This window comes from uncultured Lacinutrix sp., assembly GCF_947500605.1.
In the GTDB taxonomy this organism is placed as follows: Bacteria; Bacteroidota; Bacteroidia; order Flavobacteriales; family Flavobacteriaceae; genus Lacinutrix.
On the sequence record NZ_CANMSJ010000002.1, the window covers coordinates 1 to 22587 of the forward strand.

Consider the following 22587-nt stretch of genomic DNA (forward strand, 5'->3'; position numbering starts at 1 on the left):
TCTGCATTGTCATCACAAACTTCTAGTGGTGTTAATACTGCCGCTGTTGTGATTTGTGGTGTTGGATTGACAATAAGCACTAAGTCTACAAATGTTGCACAGTCGGTTGCTATTGTAGAACTTTCTACACGGATGTAAATAGTTTGTGTGTTAACTACAATGTTGTTGTACGGACTTGTTAATGCATTGACATTGTTATCGGCATCAGACATCGTTTCATGGTAAGTTACCGTAAGTCCTGGTGCACCTCCTGTGATTTCTGCTTCGGTATCCGATAACATAAACTCTCCAAAGCCATCACTGTCTGGATCGCAATATTCTAAATCGGCTGGTGTGAAAGCTACTGGTGCTTGCTCAACTACTAAATCTAGTGAAGTTGTATCGTAACAACCTGTATTTGTGTCTTGCACGCCTACATAAATAGTTTGCATGTTTGGCACAACGTTAGTATACGGACTTACTAATGGGTTTGCTTGTGCATCTGCATCGGCTTGCGTAAAGTAATACGTTACAGCGTATGCTGGATTACCGCCTGAAATTTCGTTGTTTTTTATGGTTAAATCTATTTCTGTTATTCCATCTGGTGTACCATCATCACAAACTTCTAGTGGTGTTGGTACGACTATGGTTGGTAGTGGGTCTGCCGTAACAGTTACAGTACTTGATGCTGGACAAATTCCATTTGTAAGGTAATCTACTATATAATCCGCTCCAGGTGTTCCTCCTGAAATAGTACCTGTTGCAGAATCTAAAGTAGCTGCATCTATTGGTGCTGTATTAAAACTATAAGTTCCACCTGGTGTTTCAACTGTATTTATAATTGCACCATCACAAGTTGGCGTGTAAGTAAACAGAGGATTATCTGTTGTATTTACTGTTAAATCTACTGTTGTAGATGAAGGACAGTCTCCTCCAAATGAATATTCTACAACGTATAATGCTGAAGAATTACCACCTGTTACTGTTCCCGTTACCGGATCTATACTCGCTCCATCTGTTGGTAATGGATTAAAAGCATAAGTTCCACCTGGAGTTGTTTCTGTTGCAACAGTTCCACCATCACAAGTTGCTGCCATAGTAAAAGTCGCATCAAGAGTTTCATTAACAATTACTGTAAATGAGCTTGTTGATGGGCAAGTACCATTTGTTGTATAATCTACGGTATAACTTGCTAATGAAGTTCCTCCAGTAATTGTTCCTGTTGCAGCATCTATTGTTGCTCCATCTGTTGGAATTGGATTTAATACATAAGTTCCTCCTGGCAAAACTACTGTATCTATTATTGCTCCATCACAGGTTGGCTGCATCGTGAAAGTAGAGTTATCGAAAGCATTAACAGTGATAGTAAAACTAGTTTCTCCAAAACAAGTTGGGTTCAAATTATCGTCTACTCTAACAAATATAGTTTGCGTAGGAGTATCTATATTAGAATAAGTTGCTGGATTAGTTATTGGATTTGTAGATGTAGCTACATCAGTTTGTAGTTCATAGAAACTAACTGTATAATTAGTTGGGTCTTGACCATCTAGAATCTCTGCTTCTAACGCTGCTAAATCGAAAACCTCAACACCATCATTTGTAGGGTCATCACAAAGTTCAATATTCATAGGTTGAGTAGCAATTGCTAATGGGTTAACAACTAAGTTAAACACCGCTGTTGCTGAAGCAATATAACATGCTGGATCTTGTATACTTTCAATTCTTACAAAAATAGGTTCTGGACTTCCAGTATTTAAATATGGACTTGTTAAAGCATTTGTTCCAGCATCTGCATTTGCAAAATCTGCATAATAACTTACACTAAAATCTGCTGCTGCTTGAGTTCCAAGTATTGCTGCATCTTGACTTGTTAAGTCAAAAGATTCTGACCCATCGTTAGAAATATCATCACAAACTTCCATATCTGGTGCTGTATTTAAAACTATATCTAAATACAACAATTGAAACTCATCAATTGCAAAACATGTTCCAGACTGTACATCGTCTATTCTTATATAAACAGTTTCTCCATCTGTTCCCGTATAAGTAGATGGGTTTGTTATTGGGTTTATATCTGCATCTGCATCTGCCTGAGAATTATGAAAAGTAACAACAATAGTTGTAGGATCTTGTGCACCAATTGCAGTAGTTTCATTTTCGGTTAAATCGAAAATGACAGGCCCTCCACTATCACATTCGGTAATATCATTAACTGCTTCAACAGTAGGACCAGGAATAAATTCTATAAAAATAGAATCTGAAGTTTGACAAGTTGCAGAAAAAACAATATCTACAGAATAAGTTCCTTCTACTACTGCATCTAAAGTAGAACCTGTTTCTCCAGGAATTACGGCACCATCTAAATACCAAGTATGAGTTGCTGTTGGTAATCCTGTATCTAATGTAACTGATGTTCCTTGACACTCTGCAGTACCTGCAGTAATAGTTAAATCATCTCCTAAATCTCCACCTAAATTAAAAGAACCTGCTCCTAAAAATACAGCAGCATCATATGCTGTATCTCCAGCATCTGCAACAACTAATTTTATAGTATAAGGATTGTTTGGTATTACTGAAGAAACCGCAGTCATTGGTACTGTATAACCAAGAAAATTTGTTGGATTATTAGCTGGCGGTTCTCCTCCAGCTCCATAATAGGAATCAAAAAATTGAGGGTTTGCCGATGCACAACCAGTATTCCAAGTATTATCTCTAACTGTAAAAACTGTTACCACATCTGTTGTACCTGGTACTAAAGCTAAATTTGTAGTAATTCCTGTTGTTTGATCCGTTAATAAAAATGCAAAGGCATCTGTATAACTACACTGAAAACCACCATACTCTTCAGAAGCAAAAATAAAATCAAAACTAATTTCATTTACTGTAGGCACAAAATCGAACTGAAGATAAGATGCATTATTAGTATTTACTCCACCAATTTGTGCTTCTAAATCTGCATCTCCAGGCCATCCTCCTCCTCCTTCACTTTGGGTACCGTCTTCTGGACCTTCAGCCTCTAAAGCATCACCTGAAGATAATATTATTCCACCCTCAAACCCAAAAGCACCCGGTATAGCAGTAAAAGCTCCAATACCATTTACACTACTAAAATTATTCCCAGAACTAGAGACTATATTTGATACTGCAGCACATGGACTATCTATTAAAACATCTTCAACTAATTGTTGAGAATTATAAGTTGTAATATCTACGTCTATATAAGGTGATAAAACTTCAATCGTAATTGTTACAGATTCTGAACATCCCGTAGGATTTGCATCAGTAACTGTAAATGTAGTTGTAAACGTACCTATATTATTAAATTGATGACTAACAGATTCTCCTGTTGCTGTAGCAGATCCATCTCCATAATTCCATGTATACACTGCACCTGTTCCATCGTCTGAGAATGTAGCACTACCATTAAAATCTACAGAACCTCCAACTGGAATTTGCACAACGCCTGCTCCATTCGCAACTGGATTTGTAGTATCTATTGTAGGTGTAATAGTTTGACAGGACTGTAAACAAGTTATATCTGCTGCCCATCCAATTGTATTACCACCAGCATCACTAACAAACTCTAACGTAATACAGCCTGTTGCACTTGTTGTTGAGGCTGCAATAGTACCTGGATTATTAGCTGCGCCTGCTCCAGAAAACACTCCTATTACTGCGCCTGTAGTATCATCACCATCGTAAATTGTAAGAAAATCGGCACCAATTTGAGTTCCAAAAAAAGTAAATGCTAATTGTATAAACTGATCTGGTCCATCTGGACAAATTGTTAATACAAGATTCTCATTATCTCCATAATTAGAAGAACCGCCTCCTGAATCATATAATGTACCAGAACACTGGTTAATAGTTCCGTTTTGCATTAACACATCTTGTGCGAATAGTACAGAGGAAGAAAAGAGCAAAACTAAAATTAACGTAAAATACTTCATTATGGGTGGTTTTTATTTTATATTAAGGTTATCTACAATATTACTAATAAATACTGAATTTATATAGTATCTAAGTGGTCAAACAACCATGAAATTGTACTTTTATCTATTTGATGCATTAAATACAGTTTGATTGTTATATTCATATAACAATCATTATCATATTATTCCTACTCTTTTTAAAAACAAAATAATACTGCTAATAAAAAAGACTGTAATTTAGCATTATAGAAAACATATGTATTGTTTACCAAACAGTTATCAAATCATATTTATTTAAAGCATTAAACTCACCAATAAAAAACTAATGATTTCAACAATTATCACCACTTTTAGCATTATCGTTATAGTATTACATTTCTATTTTTTAATACTCGAAATGTTTTTATGGACACTCCCAAGAACAAGAAAAACCTTTGGCATTAAAGATGAAGCTTTTGCTGAAGAGACTAAAGTATTAGCTGCCAACCAAGGATTATATAATGGATTCCTTGCAGCAGGATTACTATTTTTCTCGTTTATAGAAAAAAATATATTTGTTGTACAATTTTTCTTGATATGTGTAATAATTGCTGGTATTTATGGCGCTTATTCTACAAAAAAAATAAAACTATTTATAGTACAAGCTGGTCCTGCAATTGTATGTTTAATCTTTATTAGAATATTACTAAGCACTATATAATTCGGTTTACCGATAAAATTAGACATTATATAGATTAAGCTAAAAATAACACAGGTTTAACGAGATCTCTTTAGAAAGTTTCTAATTTTGCATTAATAAACTTTAATAAATTAAATAGAGAATGGAATTACAAAAGTGGATTGACAAAGGTTACGAACTTACACTAGAATACGCTCCTAAGATAGTATTAGCAATAGTAATATGGATAGTTGGTGCTTTTATTATTAAACATCTAAGAAAAGGGATTAGTAAAACTATGGACAAGGCTAATTATGATCTTAGTCTTAAAAAATTCTTACTTAATTTAATTGGTTGGGTTTTAAAAATTGTTTTAATAATTGTTATCTTAGGAACATTAGGTATCCAAACGGCATCGTTTGCAGCAATAATTGCAGCCGCAGGTTTAGCTATTGGTTTAGCATTACAAGGTTCTTTAGGTAATTTTGCTGGAGGAGTTTTACTTATGATTTTTAAGCCTATTAAATTAGGTGATTTAATTGAAGCACAAGGAGAAGTAGGTGTGGTTAAAGAAATTGAGATTTTTACAACTAAACTTACTGGTTTATCTAACCGTGAGATTATTATACCAAATGGCTCTTTATCTAACGGAAATATTATTAATTATACTACTGAAGGTACACGAAGAGTAGACCTTGTTTTTGGTGTAGGTTACGATTCTGACATTAAGCAAGCAAAAGCGGTTTTACTTAACGTATTAACAAATCATCCAAAAGTATTAAAAGATCCAGCGCCTACAGTTAACGTTTTAGAATTAGCAGATAGTTCTATAAACTTTGCCGTAAGACCTTGGTGTAAAGCTGAAGATTACTGGACAGTTTATTTTGAGGTAACAGAACAAACTAAAGAAGCTTTAGATACAGCAGGAATAGAAATACCTTATCCACATCAAGTAGAAATACAAAAGCAAGGATAATTATTTTTTAGGTTTAGGCTTTAAAGCCACAAAATCTTTAAGATAATAAGGCTCAAAATAAGCGACATCTTCGGTGTCGCTTTTTTTATGCTTTAAAAAAGCCAAAGTACTCATTTGATCTGCAGAAGGCAATTTATCTTCAATAAACACTGCGTTTTCATGATTTAATAGCGCTTTAGTTTTCTCTACTCCGTTTCCTACAAAATACACTTTACCTCTAGATAATTCTTTTGCAAAAGATGTTTCGTCTAAAATTTGAGCTTCGATATCTCTAATTTGTTTTAATTCAGAAGAAAAAATAGCAGAGTACACTTCCATTCGTCTAGCATCTAACATTGGAATAACAACACCACTTTCTACTTTAACTTGGTGTGCTAAAGCTTCTAGAGTTGAGATAGAAATTAACGGGATATCTAAAGCATAGCACAAGCCTTTTGCTGCCGAAACACCAATACGCAATCCTGTATAAGACCCAGGTCCTTTACTAACCGCTATGGCATCTAATTGCGAGCGGTCGATTTTTGCTTCGCGAAGCGTTTCATCTATAAAAACATGTAACCGCTCTGCGTGAGAATAGTTATTGCTATAATCTTCTTTTAAAAGCAAAGTCTCACCATTCTTAGATAGTGAGACTGAACAATTTGTTGTTGACGTTTCTATACTTAATATGTACATCAATTTATTTTTTTAGAATTTATAAAACCTAAAGTAAAATTACCATTTTACTTTAGGTTTTAATTCACTCTTTATAATTTATATAAAACAGTTTGCTAATATATCTTATATTTTACTGTGTAATTGGTTTTCCAAGGTAGAAATCTAAAACTTTTGTTTTGAAAACAAAATCGTATTTAGCATTAATTAATGACGCTTCAGCATTTACAAGTCTTAATCTAGATTGCTCTAAATCGAACGCATTCATTACACCAATATTATAACGTTCTTCAGAGTTACTAAAGGCTAACTCTTGAGATTCTAAAGAAACTTTTGCTGCCTCATAAGCTCTTAACGCAGACTTAGCATCTGTAAAAGCACGTTGTACATTTGCCTCTAAAGTTAACTTCGCTTGCTCTAAACCTAACAATGCATTCTGCTCTTGAATTTGCGATTTTGCAACTGCTGTTTTATTCTGGTACCCAGAAAATATTGGAATATTAACACTCAACCTAAAACTATGCGCTTTTTGGTCGTTAAGTTGTTGAAAGAATCTATCTTCTGTATCTGTTAAATTAGTAAAGAAAACATTTGAACCAAAACTATATCCGGCAGAAACAGTTGGGTAAAATCCGCTTTTAGATATCTCAGTACTTAATTTTGAACTTTCAATATTTTTTTCGGCTACTTTAATTTCACTTCTGTTTTCTATTGCATAGTTTAAAATAGGATTAACATTATCGTACATTAATTCTGCTGAAGGATCGACCACGTCAATAACTTCTACATCGAAACCAGCAAAATCTACTTGTAACAATTGAGATAAAGACAATAATGATAGTTCATAGTTGTTCTCTGCAACTGTAACACTTTGCACATCTCTACTTAATGTTGCTTGTGCATCATAGATATTAGCTTTTGGCTGTACACCAGCGTCTACTAATTCTTGAACTTGATTAAGTTGTTTTTTTGAAAACTCGTATTGCGCTTTTGCAGACTCTAAATTCTCTTTATTAAATAAGATATTTAAATATGAATTTACCACATTAAGAGAAATATCATCTTTAATACGTTGCAACTCTAATTGATTAGTCTCTAGGTTTAATTGAGATTGCTTGTACACATTAGTTAACCTAAAACCATTAAAAATAGTTTGGTTTGCACCAACACTAAAACTAGTACTATTAGATGTTCTATCTGCAAATTGCCCAGGAAACAGTTCTGTATTACCTACAGAGAGGCTATGTCCAGCACTACCACTTACAGAAGGTAAAAAAGAACCTTTAGAAGCAATAATATCTTGTTCGTTTAATAATAGTGTATTTTGAGCCTGAACAATAGAAATATTATTTTCTAAAGCGTGTTTTACACTTTCTTCTAATGTCCAAACTTTATCTTGAGCATATGCCGAAAAGCCAACACATACAATACACGCACCTGTTAAAATACTTTTTATATTAATCTTCATCATCGTTATCTTCTTTAGAGGCTTTGTTCCACACCTTGATTTTATCACCTTCTTTAACACCATCTGTAATTTCTACATTAATACCATCAGAAAGACCTAACTCAACATTTACTTTTTCAAATTCACCTTCACCTTTTTCAATTTCAACAAAAGGCTTTTCAGTAATTCTATTAAATTGAAGTAAAGACTCTTTAATAACCATAATGCTATCTCTCGATTCCATTTCAATCTCTGCATTAGCACTATAACCAGCTCTAATTTTTGTTGAAGACTCTACTTCTACATCTGCTTTAATTGTAAACTGTACTGCTCCGTTTTCTTCGTTACCTTTAGGCGCAACAAAAGTTAACTTTGCAGGAAATTCTTTTTCTCCAATAGCACCTAATACAACTTTAATATCTTTTCCTTCTTCAAGTTTACCAACTTCTGCTTCGTCTACTTTACCTTCAAAAATCATTTTGCTCATATCTGCAATTGTAGCAATTGTAGTACCTGCATTAAAGTTATTGCTTTCTATTACTTGATCGCCTTCACGTACAGGGATTTCTAAAATAGTACCTGGAATTAATGCTACAATATTCGTGTTTGCAGAGCCTCCACCAGAAAGTGAACCTCTTTTAATAATTTGGTAATTATTTTGAGCTTGACGCAACGTTTCGTTAGACTGGTTTAAGGCCAACTCACTGTTTTCGAAATCTTGTCTTGAAATTACTCCTTTATCGAATAACGATTTGTTTCTATCGTAAATAGTTTTAGAGTTATTGTAAGCTAATTTTGCCGACGATATTTGTCCATTTGCACCAACTAAGCTTTGCTCGTTTGGTACTACTCTAATTTTAGCAATTACATCTCCTTTTTTAACAATATCACCCTCTTCAACAAGAATCTTATCTATAATTCCAGCAATTTGAGGTTTAAGTTCAATTTCTTCTTCAGGATTTAATTTACCAGTAGCTACAATTTTAGTGTTAATTGAATCGTAAAAAGGCTCTGCTGTTTTAAAATCTTCTACAGATTTAGAATTAGAGTCTTTAAAATACTTTAATACAAATACGAGTGCAATAAGCAATCCTAATCCTACTATAATTTTTAATACTTTTTTCATTATTTATTAATTTATTTTCTCGGTTGATTTTAAAGCTATAAGCTCTATTTTATTATTTTGATTGGTTTATTATTCTTCTCTTAAAGCATCAATTGGTTTTATACTTGTAGCTTTAAACGCAGGTATTAATCCAATTAATGTTCCTAAAACTATTAAAATTACAAGTGCTATAAACACAATACTAATGGAAACAGATGCATTAACCAACATTGCCTCATCGCCTTGACCATATAAAGCATCTAAAAGCATAAGCAAAGACCCTCCACTTATTATACCTAATAATCCTGCTATTAAAGTAATAAATACAGCTTCTAAAACCACTTGTCTTTTTATCTCGAATGGTGTTGCACCAAGTGCACGGCGCACTCCTATTTCTTTAGTTCTTTCTTTTACAGTAATAAGTAAAATATTACCAATAGCAAATACACCTGCAATAAGTGTAGCAATACCAACAAACCAAGTTAGAAACTGCATACCTGTTAAAAAGCCTGTGATTTTAGCAAACTCTTTTCCTAAGTTAAAGCTACCAAAGGCACGATTATCTTCAGGATGTACTTTATTTAAGTTTCTTAAAATAAGTTTAGCATCGGTTTCTATTTGCGAAATATCGTATTCTGGTTTTCCGGTAATCATCATCCAACCAATATTTTCACCCATATTATATATTTGCTGAAAGGTTGTAAATGGAATATGAATATCGCTTGACGGTCCCATGTTTGCATTTCCAGTTTCAAACATACCAACCACTTTAAAATTCATGCCGTTGAGCTGAATGTATTCACCTATCATTTCGGCATCTTTTTCGAAAAGTTGTTTATATATTTCTTCTGAAATAACAACTACTTTTCTATTCTCATCAATATCTGTCTGATTGATAAAACGTCCTTGAATCATTTTCTTTTTCTGAACCTGATCTAACAAAGGATAATCTCCATTTACACCAAAATTTCCAGACAAGAAATTATGCACAACCAAAGCCTGACTCTGGTTTCTTGGCACAACAAACTCGATACCTTCTACGTTTTCCTCTATCTTTTTAGCATCACTTATTTTAAGTTGCACTTGTCTACCTTCCTGAAAGCCTTTAAATGGCTTACTAGTACTCTGCGCCCATACAAATACACTATTGGTAGCAAAACTTCCAAATAATCTATTAAATGAATTTTCGATACCACGTGCCGAACCTAATAGACCGATAAGTAATAAAATTCCCCACCAAACACCAACCATAGTTAATGCAGTACGTAGTTTGTTTTTGGTTAAACTATCGTAGACTTCTTGCCACGTATCTCTTTCAAATAAAAATTTCATTCGTTAATTTTTATTAATTCAAATTGAAAACCTATTAATGTCGCTCTATTAATCATAATTAATCGTCTCTAAGTGCTACAATAGGTTTAATTCTTGAAGCCTTTTTTGCTGGTAAATATCCTGCTATCGCACCTGCCAAAATAAGTGTAATGGCTGCACCAACTACAATACTTAAACTTACCGATGGATCTTTAATAAAATATTTCTCTAAAAACGGACCTGCAAATTCTACAACGCCCATACCAATTACTAAACCTACAAAACCAGCAATAATAGTTACTAATATAGATTCTAATAAAATGATAGATACAATAGATTTTGGGGAAGCGCCTAAGGCTTTACGAATACCAATTTCCTTTGTGCGTTCTTTAACAATAAAAATCATCATATTACTAATACCAACAATTCCAGCTATTAAAGTTCCAAAACCAATAACCAACACTAGAAAGCCTAAAACAAATGTAAACTGATTAATTGCTTTAGATTCGTTTGCTAGATTTCGAACGCGAATAGCACGTTGGTCGTTTTGCGATACCATAAACCTGTCTTTCATCTTTTTTGTTAGCAGGTTACTAAAACCAATAGCTGCATCAAAATTCATTTCAGGATTATAGGTTAAATTTATTTGATCGACATAATCGTTATTCCCATAAATTTGTTGTGCCGTACTTATTGGCATGTAGATTAAACGCTCTTCATTATCTCCACCATCGTCACTAAACACACCTACTACCTTATATTGAATACCATTTAAGTTTATATACTTTCCAATAGCTGTTGTTTTTAAAAACAAATCTTCTTCTACCAAACGCCCAATAACAACTACTTTGGTTTTGTTTTTAATGTCAGATTCGTTTACATAACGGCCGTAAGTTACTTTTGTATTCTCTAAATATTGGTGATCTGGATTAACTGCGCGAATGCTATAATTACTTTTTTCGTTTCTAAAAGTAGCTACAACATTTAAGTACACTCTTGAAGTAATGTATTGTACTTTGTCTCCAAATTCTTCTTTAATCCAAGCTTGATCTTCATTTTTAAATTGAATACGTCGTCCTGCTTGCAAACCATTACTAGCTTTAGATGTCATACCTGATTGTACAAATATTGAATTTGAAGCATCGTCTGCAAATGCAGAATCAAATGTATTTACCAATCCATTTACAATACCAAATAATATTGCAAATAGCGAAATCGCAAATGCTACTGTAAAACCAGACAGTAAAGATCTGGTTCTATTCATATTTATACTTTGGAAAATTTCTCTCCAGAGATCTCTATCAAACATATTGCGATGCTCTTACTTGTTCTACAAACGTATCTTCTATAATCACACCATCTTTAAGTCTTACTATTCGCTTACACATGCTTGCAATGTCCTCTTCGTGTGTTACCATTAAAATGGTTTTACCTTCATCGTTAAGCGATTGGATAAAGTCCATAATTTCGTGAGAAGTCTTAGTATCTAATGCACCTGTTGGCTCATCGGCTAACAACAATTTTGGATCTGCTGCTAATGCTCTTGCAATGGCAACACGTTGTTTTTGTCCACCAGATAACTCATTTGGTAAATGGTGAGCCCAATCTTTAAGTCCTACTTTTTCTAAGTGAAACAGCCCTTTTTCTATACGTTCTTTACGTTTTAGACCTTGATAATATAAAGGTAAAGCTACATTATCTAATGCGTTTTTGTAATTTATTAAGTTGAAAGACTGAAAAATAAATCCTAAAAATTTATTTCTATAAATAGCTGCCTTTTTTTCGGTAAGATTTTTAATAGGAACATTATCTAGAATGTATTCGCCTTCATCTGCTTCATCAAGCATTCCTATTATATTAAGTAAAGTAGATTTTCCTGATCCCGAAGAACCCATAATGGCTACCATTTCTCCTGCTTCTACAGATAGGTCTATTCCTTTTAATACATGTAAACTAGAATCTCCAATTGGATAAGACTTGTGTAGCTTATTTATTTTGAGCATAATGGTTGGTTTTTTGATTGATGTTAACTACATCATATCCATTAGACTGCAAAGGACTTTATTTGTTACAGGAATTATCTAAAAAAAATGTTAAAACATGAAGATTTGTATTAAACAGACTAATATGTTTAATAAAAAGTAGATATTACTCCTCTTTTTTAACTCTAAAATACTTCCAATAAATAGCAAAGCCAACACCAAAAACTAAAATATATGGTATTGCCATTAAATAGATAATACCATCGTTAATACCTTTTGCTACACCTTGCCCTTCTTCGTTTTCTAAAACTGCTCGACACATAGCGCATTGTGCATTTGTTCTTATAAAAAAGAATAAAGAGAAGAGAACAAGTAAAACTTTAGTTTTCATAATTATAAGATTCTTCGCTGCGCTCTGAATGACAGCACATTTTTTAATAGTAATTTATACGTAATACGGAGCAATCATTAAATACACAATAACACCTGTTACTGCAACATACAACCATAATGGAAATGTGATGCGTGCTATTTTTTTATGTCTTTCGAAGTTATTAGAAATTGCTCTTACATAAGTAATCAATACAAAAGGAATCACTACAACAGATAATAAGATATGTGTTATTAAAATGAAGTAATACACATATGCAATAACTCCTTCTCCACCAAATTTGGTAGAATCGCTAGTCATATGATATCCAATATATAGTAATAAAAATATTACTGATAATGTGATTGCAAATTTCATTAATCGTTCATGAAGCACTTGATTACCTTTCTTTATTGCAGACACAGCTACTAATAACACAATAGCAGTTATTCCGTTTATGGTAGCATAAATTGGAGGTAAAAATGTTAATGGCTCTACATTAAAACCAAAATCTTTAAGTTTAACACGAAATAAGATAGCTACAGCTATAGGGATAATAACAGAAAGTGCAACAATCCATTTATTATATTTTTTTTCGTTATGTATGTTTTCTGGTGTATTCATTTCTTATAGTGTTTATCATTTAGAAAAAGAAAATCACAGAAGAAGCTTTTTTTTTAAACTAAAAGATTCTACGCTTCGTTCTGAATGAGAAATTGTGATTTTTACTCGTTTAGTAACTTCTTAATATCTTCTTTAAGCATTGTAATTTCCTGCTCATTACCATCTTCGTCCATTTTCTCTTGCTCGCTAATAATACCTTTATAAAATATTTTAGGATTACCAAAACCATCTAATCTAGAACGAATAAATCCATTCTTATCTATTAAAGCAAAATCACCAGAATGTTCGAAACCAACTTCATCGTCTTCTACTTTACCTACAAAAATATTAAAACCAACGTTCGCTAATTTATATATTTCGGTTTCATCTCCTGTCATTAAATTCCAATTAGGATTTGTAATACCATACTTAGCAGCATAAGCTTTCAAAATTTCTGGAGTATCTAATTCTGGAGTAATTGAAAAAGAAGCCACACCAAAATCCTTATCCATTTTATAAGTATCTTGAATCTCTACTAAGTTTCTATTCATTCTTGGACAAATAGTTGGGCATGTTGTAAAAAAGAACTCTACAACATATACTTTACCTTTATAATCCTCTTGTGTTATTGTTTTACCATCTTGATTTATAAAACTAAAAGCAGGTACTTTTTTAGGCTTCCCGTTTATTTCAATAAAAGCAAGTTCTCCTTTGTCTTCAAAGTTATTGTCTTGCCCAACACTTATTCTATCGTTTCTTGTGATGTCGTTATTTTTTATTCTATCAACAATTTTTGGAACGAATAATATTCCAAATAATAAAATAATAAAAGCGATGCCTATGTATGAGTAATTGTTCTTTTTCATTTTAATTGAATTAAAACTCTTCGACTAAACAAGAGTAACTATTATTTATCTGGGTTTAAATCTTTAGCTCTTCGGTTTGAAGAATCTATTTTATTTCTTCCAGATTTTCTATATTCTTCTAATAGCACGCGCATATCTTCGGCTGCTAATTTGTTTTTTATTATTGCAACCTTAGAACAGTCATAAGCCGTTAGAGGATAGACTTGAGTTTCTTTCTCAATCTCTATTTTTGTTCTATTGTCCAATCTTCCGCGTTGATTTAACTCCTTATCTATAACAAACACACTAGTTGTTGCCAAGTTTTCATCTAATTGTAAACTTGATCTTAAGCTATTAAACAACTTATTGATATCGCTATCACTTGCATAAACAAAGTGCCAATATTTATGTACACTATATTTCGTTAATTCTTGAGTTAGCCTAGCTGTTCTATCTTGAGAGTCTTTAGTTACAAGCATAACTATTTGAAAGTTCTTAAAGCCTTTAAACTTATTATAGACAAGTTCTTTAAGGTTTGAAGCTTCTACTATTCTCGATTCTGGATCGCTTCCTAAAAAGCCTAAAACTGTTATATGGTCTTTTAATAAAACATCTGAATTTGTGACTGAAGATAAATTCGAGATATCAAGCACATCTTCTTTTACAACATCTAGCACATTATAGTTGTTTGTAGCAGGATATAACATAAGTAAGAAAACAACTGGCAAGAAGAATAATATTACTAAAATCGAATATTTTTTAATAGCTTTTTTACTCATGATTGTTTTCTATATTTAGAATTACAAAAATAAAAAAGGTGGTTTAAAAAAACCACCTTTTACTATCTTTTAACTTATCAATTTTGTTAAAAATCTTTTTTAACAAATCCGTTTGAATAAACACCTTCAATATAGCCTCCTTCTTGTAAAAGTATGAAAACTAAATAGCATATTAAAAATACGCCTGTCCATATTACCATACGTCTTAATGCTTTTACTTCATCTCTCATGTGCATAAAATCCCAAGTAATATAATATGCTTTTACTATTGTAAGAATAATAAAAATCCAGTTAAGTATTTTCATACCTAACACATTTCCCATTAATACTTCTGGTTTGTAGATACCTAAAATTACTTCGATTGCTGTTACAAACGTTAAGAATGCTAATACACCCCAAATTTTTTGAGTGTTAGACTTAAATTTCCATAACCCTCTAAATATTTCTAATTTATGCTCGTGTGCCATTTTAATATGCTTTATATAAGTCCCTTTAGTAGGGAATGATACTATTTTTTAATTATACTAAGTAGAAGAATGTGAATACAAATACCCAAACTAAATCTACAAAGTGCCAATACAATCCTACTTTCTCTACCATTTCGTAGCTCTTGCGTCTTTCGTAAGTACCAAGAATAACATTAAAGAATACAATAATATTAAGTACAACTCCAGAGAATACGTGGAAACCGTGGAAACCTGTGATAAAGAAAAAGAAATCTGCAAATAATGGAGAACCATATTCGTTTACTTTTAAGTTAGCACCATGTACTACTGCTTTACCATCAGACTTTAATTGCTTTAAAGACTCTTCACGAGATAAAATTGTTTTATGACCGTGCTCGTTAATAATTTGATTTCTAATCAATATATTTTCGTTAGCAACTAAACCTTTATATACTTCGTCTATAGAATATTCTGGAAGAGAACCTTCACTAACAAACCATAGTCCTGACTTGCTTTCGTGTTGCGTTCTTTCACTATGTGACACTTTTGCAAAATCTGCAATAGCAACACGCTCAAATTTTTGTTCTCCATCTACAGTTTTATACTCACCAAACTGAAGAATGTTTCCTCCATTAGTTTGTATAGCACCATATTCTCCTTTAATAAAAGTATTCCATTCCCAAGCTTGAGAACCAACAAATATAATACCACCAATAACTGTTAAGAACATGTACCATGTTACTTTTTTCTTATTTAAGTGATGACCTGCATCTACGGCTAATACCATAGTTACAGAAGACATGATTAATACAAACGTCATAAACGCTACATAAATCATTGGATAATTACCATGAAAGAAAGGTATGTGAGTAAAAACCTCGTCTGCTATTGGCCAAGAATCAATAAATTTAAATCTTGAGAAACCGTAAGCAGCTAAAAATCCTGAAAATGTTAAAGCATCGGAAACGATAAAAAACCACATCATCATTTTACCATAACTGGCTTTTAGAGGATCATTTCCGCCTCCCCAAGTTTTACCTTCTGTTCCAGTAGTTGCAACTGTAGTATTCATATAGTTGAGTTCGTTAATTTTAAATATGGCACAAAAATAATCATTTTCTTCTACTAAAGAAATGTTAAACTATAATTTTTGAGCCTTGTTTTAATTGATTAGTAAATTCTGTTTGTTGTATACTCCTTTATTGTTTAATTCTAACCTACAAAATACATTAGTAAATACAAGAATACCCACAGTATATCAATAAAATGCCAGAATGTTCCTGCCAATTCCATACCTAACATATTATCTCCTGTATACTTTTGTTTAAAATGATTATAAATTACAACCAACAAGCAAATTAATCCAACTGCTACGTGTAGTAGGTGAAAAAACGCGATTAAAAAGATAAAAGATGCTTTAGGATCACTAGTTTCTCCAGTGAAATAATAACCTGAGTCTACAAGGGCTTTAAAGCCTTGAAACTGAAGAAATATAAATACTGTACCTAATACAAAAGTGGTCAATAATAAAACTGAAGTTAATTGTCTGTTGTTATTTTTTAAAGCACGTTGCGCAAAAACGTAAGCAATACTACTTGCTATTATTACAAAAACACTCACTAAAAATACTTGAGGTAAATCTAGCCCTTTAGACCAATCTGGACGTGTACGACTAATTATTACTGCACTTGTTAAACCTGCAAATGACATAAACAATGCAATAAGGCCGAACCAAAGCATCATTTTTTTTGCGCGTTCGTTCTTTTCTTTTGATGTTCCTTGGGTTAAATCCATAATTATCTAATAAATTTATCTACTACGTAAATAATTTGTATTAATGTGATATATAAAACACTAGCTAACATAAGTTGTTTCGCTGCTTTTTCTGTCATTTTTTTAAATAGCTGAATTGCATAATACAGCATAAACAATCCTAATGCGAAAACAATTGTTGCAGCAACATAGGATAATTGTAATTTTCCTGTTACTCCAAAAACCGGTACAATTGAAATTAGTATAGTCCAAATTGTATACATTATTGTTTGTACAGCTGTGCCTTTATCTTGTTTTCCAGTTGGCAACATAAAGAAGCCTCCTTTTTTATAATCATTAAATAAAAACCAACCAATAGCCCAAAAATGTGGGAACTGCCAGAAAAATTGTAGTGCAAATAAAGTACCTGGCTCAATACCAAACTCATTTGTAGCAGCCACCCAACCTAACATAAAAGGTATCGCTCCTGGAATAGCACCAACAAATACAGCTATAGGTGTTTTTGTTTTTAAAGGTGTGTAAGCACAGGTGTATAAAAAGATAGAAATAGCACCAAACATTGCTGTTTGTGGATTAATATAATATAGAATACCAATACCCAAAACGGTAAAAACTGTTGCAATAATAAATGCAGTTCGCACAGTCATACGGCCAGCAGGGATAGGACGATTTTTTGTTCTATCCATTAAAGCATCTAAATCTTTTTCTATAATTTGATTGTATGCGTTAGATGCACCAACCATAAAATAACCTCCTAAAGCCAATAGGAAAACTGTTGTATAATTAACTTCGTCGACGCCAAGCAAATAACCCGCAACCGAAGAAAATACCACACTTAATGCTAAACGCATTTTTGTGATTTCTTTAAAATCTGAAATTAAAGAATGTTTTACTGTTGTAGTTTTAGTACTCAATGTATTGCTTTGCTTATAAGGCTTTTGTTCGCCTCTAAAAATTTGATGCAAAGATACGTTGTAAAGTCTATTCTACAAATCAAAATACCAATTAAATAAGTCCGTTCTAATTCCAAAATTAAACCAAACCGTACTATTGTTTAGCACCGACATAGTTTCTGCTTCAGGATTAAAATTACGATAACTAATATTTGCAAAGACTTTTAAGTTAGAAGCTGGATTTATTAAGTAACCACCTTGAACGCTAGCATTTATTGTATTTGTTTTTATTCCTTGTCCAATTTCTACACCAGAATCGAAAGGTCTATCTATTTCATCTCTAAAAATATCGCCTCCATAATTAAAATCATCAACACCATTATTAAAATCGAATCCTCTAATACCAGCAATAAGTTTTGCTTCGCCAAACCAGCGCTTATATCTATAACGACCAATTAAAACCAATTCTCTAAAGTTTGCTCCCCAAAGGTGGGCCATTGGCTGGTTGTTATGCGCATAATTTAATACAACTGTGTTATGAGAATAGGTATAAGGACGCACTGCATTGTATTCTGCTTGCAGCACTAAATCTTTTACCTTAAAAGCATTATAATACTTTGCTCCTAACTGTAAACCAAATTTATTTTTCCAGCTTCCTTCACCTCCCTTAGCATCGGTTAAAGAAAATTCATCTAAAACGAATTGAGAATAAACATTAAAATTATCATTAAACTTATATTTCCCTGATGCTCCAACAATGGCATTTCCTGCATCTTGTCCGGTTTCAAATTCTATTGCACGATAAAAAATTATTGGATTTAAGTAATTTATATCAAAACCTCTATCATTTGTATTAGCCCAAATTACAGATTCGAACAAACCTAAATTTAAACGCTTATTAACATTCCAACTTAAATAATGGTTGGCAATGTACTTTGTTAAGAAGGCTCCATCTTCGGTAACCTCTGCTCTAACATCCTTTAACCATGTATAGGTATTGGTGTATTTTATTTTCCAAAACTTAGTATTCAATTTTAAATACGGATATGGACTAGCTGCATCACTTTGAAATAACGAACGGTAACCATCACCAATAAAGTTTTTACCATGTCCAAATTGTACATTAATAAATTTTGATGGCGTATAAGACAAATAAGCCTCGGCTACAGGATAATCGTAGGCATCGTCCTTAAACTGTTTTGCAATACCACGACCAGGAATAATTGCTGGATCACCACCTGAAGGTCTTATACTTTCTGCATACTGATTAAAATATTCAGCAAAACGTCCTTGATTTTCATATACCGACGCCGAAAAATTAAATTTCTTACCTAAACCGCCTTGTACAAATACACCTCTTGTATTATTGAAAGTAGAACCAAAACTAGCATCTGTATCTTTTCCTGCTTGTAAATCGAAAATAGGATCAACAGTAAACCAATACTCTTTTCCTTGTAATTGCACCAAATGCTCATTCCAAACTTTTTTACCTAACCAAGTTTTTTTTTCCTTTTTTAATGCTTCGTTTTCGCTATTAAAATCGTGATAAGCGGAAACATCTTCATATATAAATGGTTTAGATGCAGTATGGCTATTAGTCCCTATTAAATTAGTTGCTCGATCGAACTTAGAATAATTCTCATGTGAAAAAGGAATATTTAACTGACTAGCATATTCGCTATTATCGTATTTTTTGTAATCTGCTTTTACCTTATCCATTTCCTTTTTAGCGGCAATTTCTAAAGCATTTAATTCTTGACTTTTATTTTCGCTATCAACGCTTAAGGCTAAGTCTTCGGTAACTACTGTTTGATTTTCTAAAGGAATTTTTAAACTAATTGAATATTGTTTATAGGTTGCATTACCGTTATAAGTTGCAGGAGTTACTTTAGGAAATTCTTTAAAAACTCTAGAAGCTTCCGTTTTAAGTTCAGGATATAAAGCATCTACATACATTACTCTAAAACTTCCCTCTTTATCTACTTCAAATAAAATAACAACCTCTCCTCTATAATCTGCCTTTGTTACTTTTTCTGGTACTTTATAATTATTAAATAGTAAATTAAAAACTTTTGTATCAAAACATTTTTGCATGTTGTCAATCGATTCTTCATTACAAGAATCGAAAACAGGTGGTTTCTCATTATCATCTTGAGCCATTGCTATAGTCTGAAAGCATAGCATCAAAATAAAAGTATAAAACTTCATAGTCTATATCACATTTAATTTCGTCGAAAGATAATATTTTTTCAATTGAAGAGACACCATTTAGAATTTCGTTTTTATGAGAGTAATAATTTAAACCGAAGGCTTAACGCATTATTTTAAAACAAAAAACCGCTACTACCATAGGTAATAACGGTTTAAAATAACTTGTTTTACTTTACTGAATATTAAATTGAATTGGAAGCATATAAGATACATTCACCGGTTTGTTATTATTCATCCCTGGTTTCATAGTAGGAATCTTACCAACAACTCTATTAGCCTCTTTTTCTAAAGCTAGGTGATTAGCCTTCGTTTTAATAATTTCTACTTCTCCAAGCTTATTTATTTTAAAAGACACATAAATTTTTTGTTTACCTGTTATCCCTAAATCTGAAGCAATATCAACATCAAATTTTCTTTGTACCAATTTTGATAATTTTTCAGACAAACATTTTCTTCTTCCATTATTTGAAGTTTCACTCTCACAGCCTGGAAAGACAGGAACCTTTTGCACGGTCATTATATTAATTTCCGGCTCTATCTCATCAATGTTTAAACTAGGGTCATCTGTTGAAAGTACTGGTGTTTTACCTTCTGGAACAACAACCTTTATAATTTCTTTTAAAGTCTCTTTAAGCTTGGTCTCGTTGCTTACTATTTTAATCTCCGGATCTTTAGGCTTCACCTGTTCAATTTCTTGTTTCGGTTCAAGCTTAACTTCCTTCTCGATTTCGAAATTCTCGATATCAATTTCATAAATACTATAATCTTCTACGGGTGTAGAATACGCATATTGTTCTGTTTCTGCAAAAGACATCTCTAATGCTCCATAACTGGCTAATAAGCATAAAATTAATCCAACCTGAAAGTACAGCGTTGAGTTTTTTTGTAAATTTGCATCATGCTTTTGCGATTTTTGCACGTTTATTTCGTTTTGACGAACGAAATCGTGACTTTTCTTTGAATTGTTCATAATTATTAAAGTTTACATGTTAATATTATGAAGAAATAACAATAAGCATACCAAAACAAAAAAACCCGATACAAATTTGTATCGGGTTTTTAATTTATAGTATTTAAAACTAACTAATTAGTCTTGTACATTAAATGTAATAGGCAAATCGAAAGTTACTTTTACAGGCTTTCCTCTTTGCTTACCAGGTTTCATTTTTGGTATTAAACCAACAACTCTTCTAGCTTCTTTTTCTAATCCTGGATGAGGACCACGAGTTTTAACATTTACAATGTTTCCTGCTTTATCTATAGTAAAACGAGCATAAATACGTTGTTTACCACTTAAACCCAATTCTTGACCTAAATCTAAATCGAATTTTTTACGTACAATTTTATTAATTGCATCGGACATACACTTTCTCTTCTGGTCGTTATTTCCTTTCTCGCAACCAGGATATACTGGTACACTTTCAATAACTGCAAAAGACACTTCTACATCTTCTTCTATTTCTTCTACTTCAATTTCTTCAACTTCAACAATTTCTTCTTCTTGAGTTGTCTCTGTAGATTCGATAACCGTTTCCTCTATTTCCGCTTCATCTTCAACAACATCAATAACTTCTGGTGCTGGTGGTGGCGGTGGTGGTGGCGGTGGTGGTGGTGGCGGTGCTTGATTTGTAATTGGAATTTCTTCGTCCATTTCGTCATCAACATCAATAGACCTATCTTCTACAACACGATCGTCGTATGTTTTGTAATTGATAGCTGTATATGTTAAACCTAACATTAACAACATACCAACCGCAAAATAGAGAGAGCTATTCCTGCCTACGTTTGCTTTAGGATTTTTCTTTGTTTCCATTAATTTATTTATTTATGCTCTGCTAAAATAACTATTTATTTATCAAAAAAGCAAGGTATTATTATTTTTTAACACGTGTTTTTTAATACTTACTAAAAGTATTGAAGCAAATACCATACCTAATACATTTGCTAACACGTCTTTAAAGTCTGATTGGCGGCTTATTGTTAAACTACCTTGCAGTAACTCTATTGCGATTCCATATACCAAAGAAAACAATGCCGCAAGAACTATAGCTTTATAATATTTAAAGCTAAATCTATAATAGAACACTACAAACCATAATACAACTAGTATAAAATGAGTTAAAGCGTGCATTACTTTGTCATTTACTGATGGTAATTCCTCAACAACGTTATCCATCTTAAATAAACATAAAGCAGATAAAGTTATAGTATAGAGAATACTAACTAAAAGACTTAATTTTTTAAGCACTAATTAGTTCCTTATAAGCTTCAGCTGAAAGTAAAGACTCTAATTGAGAAGCATCAGAAACTTTTACTTTAACCATCCAACCTTCTCCATAAGGATCTGAGTTCACTTTTTCTGGCTCATCTTCAAGAGACTCATTAAATTCTATAATCTCTCCTGAAACTGGTAAAAATAAATCTGAAACCGTTTTTACTGCCTCAACAGTACCAAATACTTCTTCAGCATCTAAAGTTTCATCAACTGTTTCTACTTCTACATAAACAATATCACCTAATTCGCTCTGTGCAAAATCTGTAATACCTATAGTAATTACATCTCCTTCAACTTTAACCCACTCGTGGTCTTTTGTATACTTTAATTCTGATGGAATATTCATTA

General features: G+C 32.4%; 22 protein-coding genes. 2 read left to right on the forward strand and 20 right to left on the reverse strand.

Going from position 1 to position 22587, the window contains the following annotated elements:
- Positions 1–3929 (reverse strand): choice-of-anchor L domain-containing protein (locus Q0935_RS03265; protein ID WP_299382390.1); only part of this gene is annotated, 3929 nt, incomplete at its 3' end.
- Between the two features lie 307 nt (positions 3930–4236).
- On the opposite strand from Q0935_RS03265, the gene Q0935_RS03270 reads away from it, so the two are divergent.
- Positions 4237–4611 carry a DUF1304 domain-containing protein gene (locus tag Q0935_RS03270; RefSeq protein ID WP_299382392.1) on the forward strand — a complete coding sequence of 125 codons (375 nt, stop codon included), beginning with the start codon at positions 4237–4239 and terminating at the stop codon, positions 4609–4611.
- Positions 4612–4732: 121 nt separating this feature from the next.
- Entirely contained in the window at positions 4733–5545 is an 813-nt protein-coding gene (locus Q0935_RS03275; RefSeq protein WP_299249744.1) for a mechanosensitive ion channel domain-containing protein, read from the forward strand.
- Here the strand turns inward: Q0935_RS03275 and tsaB are convergent, their stop codons facing one another.
- From tsaB to gcvH, 19 genes are all read right to left on the reverse strand, one after another.
- Complete coding sequence (gene tsaB / locus Q0935_RS03280) at positions 5546–6223, reverse strand: tRNA (adenosine(37)-N6)-threonylcarbamoyltransferase complex dimerization subunit type 1 TsaB (protein WP_299382394.1); 678 nt, start codon at positions 6221–6223, stop codon at positions 5546–5548.
- 109 nt (positions 6224–6332) lie between these two features.
- Positions 6333–7670: a TolC family protein gene (locus Q0935_RS03285; protein WP_299249738.1), complete on the reverse strand. Its 1338-nt coding sequence runs from the start codon at positions 7668–7670 to the stop codon at positions 6333–6335.
- The gene (locus tag Q0935_RS03290; protein ID WP_299249735.1) at positions 7657–8772 is read right to left on the reverse strand and encodes an efflux RND transporter periplasmic adaptor subunit; all 1116 of its coding nucleotides are present in this window, start codon (positions 8770–8772) and stop codon (positions 7657–7659) included. Before Q0935_RS03290 ends, Q0935_RS03285 begins: the two co-directional genes overlap by 14 nt.
- Positions 8773–8841: 69 nt before the next feature.
- Positions 8842–10083, reverse strand: a complete 1242-nt coding sequence (locus Q0935_RS03295; RefSeq protein ID WP_299249733.1) for an ABC transporter permease — start codon at positions 10081–10083, stop codon at positions 8842–8844.
- 58 nt (positions 10084–10141) lie between these two features.
- Positions 10142–11371, reverse strand: coding sequence for an ABC transporter permease (locus tag Q0935_RS03300; RefSeq protein ID WP_299249731.1), 1230 nt, complete (start codon positions 11369–11371; stop codon positions 10142–10144).
- On the reverse strand, positions 11364–12065 hold the full coding sequence (locus Q0935_RS03305; protein WP_055435910.1) for an ABC transporter ATP-binding protein: 702 nt from the start codon (positions 12063–12065) through the stop codon (positions 11364–11366). The genes Q0935_RS03300 and Q0935_RS03305 overlap by 8 nt, the downstream gene beginning before the upstream one ends.
- 145 nt (positions 12066–12210) lie before the next feature.
- Positions 12211–12435, reverse strand: a complete 225-nt coding sequence (locus Q0935_RS03310) for a hypothetical protein (RefSeq protein ID WP_299249725.1) — start codon at positions 12433–12435, stop codon at positions 12211–12213.
- Between the two features lie 54 nt (positions 12436–12489).
- Positions 12490–13038, reverse strand: a complete 549-nt coding sequence (locus Q0935_RS03315) for a DUF420 domain-containing protein (protein WP_299249722.1) — start codon at positions 13036–13038, stop codon at positions 12490–12492.
- A 101-nt stretch (positions 13039–13139) separates the two neighbouring features.
- A complete protein-coding gene (locus Q0935_RS03320; RefSeq protein ID WP_299382397.1) occupies positions 13140–13883 on the reverse strand; it encodes an SCO family protein in 744 nt (247 codons plus the stop codon).
- A 41-nt stretch (positions 13884–13924) separates the two neighbouring features.
- Positions 13925–14641 carry a hypothetical protein gene (locus Q0935_RS03325; RefSeq protein ID WP_299249717.1) on the reverse strand — a complete coding sequence of 239 codons (717 nt, stop codon included), beginning with the start codon at positions 14639–14641 and terminating at the stop codon, positions 13925–13927.
- An 86-nt stretch (positions 14642–14727) separates the two neighbouring features.
- The gene (locus tag Q0935_RS03330; RefSeq protein WP_299249714.1) at positions 14728–15108 is read right to left on the reverse strand and encodes a cytochrome C oxidase subunit IV family protein; all 381 of its coding nucleotides are present in this window, start codon (positions 15106–15108) and stop codon (positions 14728–14730) included.
- A gap of 52 nt (positions 15109–15160) precedes the next feature.
- Positions 15161–16159, reverse strand: coding sequence for a cytochrome c oxidase subunit 3 (locus Q0935_RS03335; RefSeq protein WP_299249711.1), 999 nt, complete (start codon positions 16157–16159; stop codon positions 15161–15163).
- A gap of 140 nt (positions 16160–16299) precedes the next feature.
- Positions 16300–16881 (reverse strand): cytochrome c oxidase subunit 3, encoded by a 582-nt coding sequence (locus Q0935_RS03340; RefSeq protein WP_299382399.1) that lies wholly within the window; start codon positions 16879–16881, stop codon positions 16300–16302.
- Positions 16882–16883: 2 nt separating this feature from the next.
- On the reverse strand, positions 16884–17774 hold the full coding sequence (gene cyoE / locus Q0935_RS03345) for a heme o synthase (RefSeq protein WP_299382402.1): 891 nt from the start codon (positions 17772–17774) through the stop codon (positions 16884–16886).
- Positions 17775–17846: 72 nt separating this feature from the next.
- The gene (locus tag Q0935_RS03350; protein ID WP_299382405.1) at positions 17847–19961 is read right to left on the reverse strand and encodes a gliding motility protein RemB; all 2115 of its coding nucleotides are present in this window, start codon (positions 19959–19961) and stop codon (positions 17847–17849) included.
- 175 nt (positions 19962–20136) lie between these two features.
- Positions 20137–20934 (reverse strand): energy transducer TonB, encoded by a 798-nt coding sequence (locus tag Q0935_RS03355; protein WP_299382407.1) that lies wholly within the window; start codon positions 20932–20934, stop codon positions 20137–20139.
- Positions 20935–21051: 117 nt separating this feature from the next.
- Entirely contained in the window at positions 21052–21777 is a 726-nt protein-coding gene (locus tag Q0935_RS03360) for an energy transducer TonB (RefSeq protein ID WP_299249699.1), read from the reverse strand.
- 42 nt (positions 21778–21819) lie between these two features.
- A complete protein-coding gene (locus Q0935_RS03365; RefSeq protein WP_299382409.1) occupies positions 21820–22212 on the reverse strand; it encodes a VanZ family protein in 393 nt (130 codons plus the stop codon).
- Positions 22205–22585: a glycine cleavage system protein GcvH gene (gene gcvH / locus Q0935_RS03370; protein WP_299249693.1), complete on the reverse strand. Its 381-nt coding sequence runs from the start codon at positions 22583–22585 to the stop codon at positions 22205–22207. Before gcvH ends, Q0935_RS03365 begins: the two co-directional genes overlap by 8 nt.
- Positions 22586–22587: the final 2 nt, after the last annotated feature.

Coding starts and splice junctions, on each gene's coding strand:
- Q0935_RS03350 (WP_299382405.1), bottom strand. CDS start 19,961: ATGAAGTTTTATACTTTTATTTTGATGCTATGCTTTCAGACTATAGCA.
- Q0935_RS03305 (WP_055435910.1), bottom strand. CDS start 12,065: ATGCTCAAAATAAATAAGCTACACAAGTCTTATCCAATTGGAGATTCT.
- Q0935_RS03310 (WP_299249725.1), bottom strand. CDS start 12,435: ATGAAAACTAAAGTTTTACTTGTTCTCTTCTCTTTATTCTTTTTTATA.
- Q0935_RS03275 (WP_299249744.1), top strand. CDS start 4,733: ATGGAATTACAAAAGTGGATTGACAAAGGTTACGAACTTACACTAGAA.
- Q0935_RS03335 (WP_299249711.1), bottom strand. CDS start 16,159: ATGAATACTACAGTTGCAACTACTGGAACAGAAGGTAAAACTTGGGGA.
- Q0935_RS03325 (WP_299249717.1), bottom strand. CDS start 14,641: ATGAGTAAAAAAGCTATTAAAAAATATTCGATTTTAGTAATATTATTC.
- Q0935_RS03295 (WP_299249733.1), bottom strand. CDS start 10,083: ATGAAATTTTTATTTGAAAGAGATACGTGGCAAGAAGTCTACGATAGT.
- Q0935_RS03300 (WP_299249731.1), bottom strand. CDS start 11,371: ATGTTTGATAGAGATCTCTGGAGAGAAATTTTCCAAAGTATAAATATG.
- Q0935_RS03270 (WP_299382392.1), top strand. CDS start 4,237: ATGATTTCAACAATTATCACCACTTTTAGCATTATCGTTATAGTATTA.
- Q0935_RS03355 (WP_299382407.1), bottom strand. CDS start 20,934: ATGAACAATTCAAAGAAAAGTCACGATTTCGTTCGTCAAAACGAAATA.
- Q0935_RS03340 (WP_299382399.1), bottom strand. CDS start 16,881: ATGGATTTAACCCAAGGAACATCAAAAGAAAAGAACGAACGCGCAAAA.
- Q0935_RS03320 (WP_299382397.1), bottom strand. CDS start 13,883: ATGAAAAAGAACAATTACTCATACATAGGCATCGCTTTTATTATTTTA.
- gcvH (WP_299249693.1), bottom strand. CDS start 22,585: ATGAATATTCCATCAGAATTAAAGTATACAAAAGACCACGAGTGGGTT.
- Q0935_RS03360 (WP_299249699.1), bottom strand. CDS start 21,777: ATGGAAACAAAGAAAAATCCTAAAGCAAACGTAGGCAGGAATAGCTCT.
- Q0935_RS03285 (WP_299249738.1), bottom strand. CDS start 7,670: ATGATGAAGATTAATATAAAAAGTATTTTAACAGGTGCGTGTATTGTA.
- Q0935_RS03290 (WP_299249735.1), bottom strand. CDS start 8,772: ATGAAAAAAGTATTAAAAATTATAGTAGGATTAGGATTGCTTATTGCA.
- Q0935_RS03330 (WP_299249714.1), bottom strand. CDS start 15,108: ATGGCACACGAGCATAAATTAGAAATATTTAGAGGGTTATGGAAATTT.
- Q0935_RS03315 (WP_299249722.1), bottom strand. CDS start 13,038: ATGAATACACCAGAAAACATACATAACGAAAAAAAATATAATAAATGG.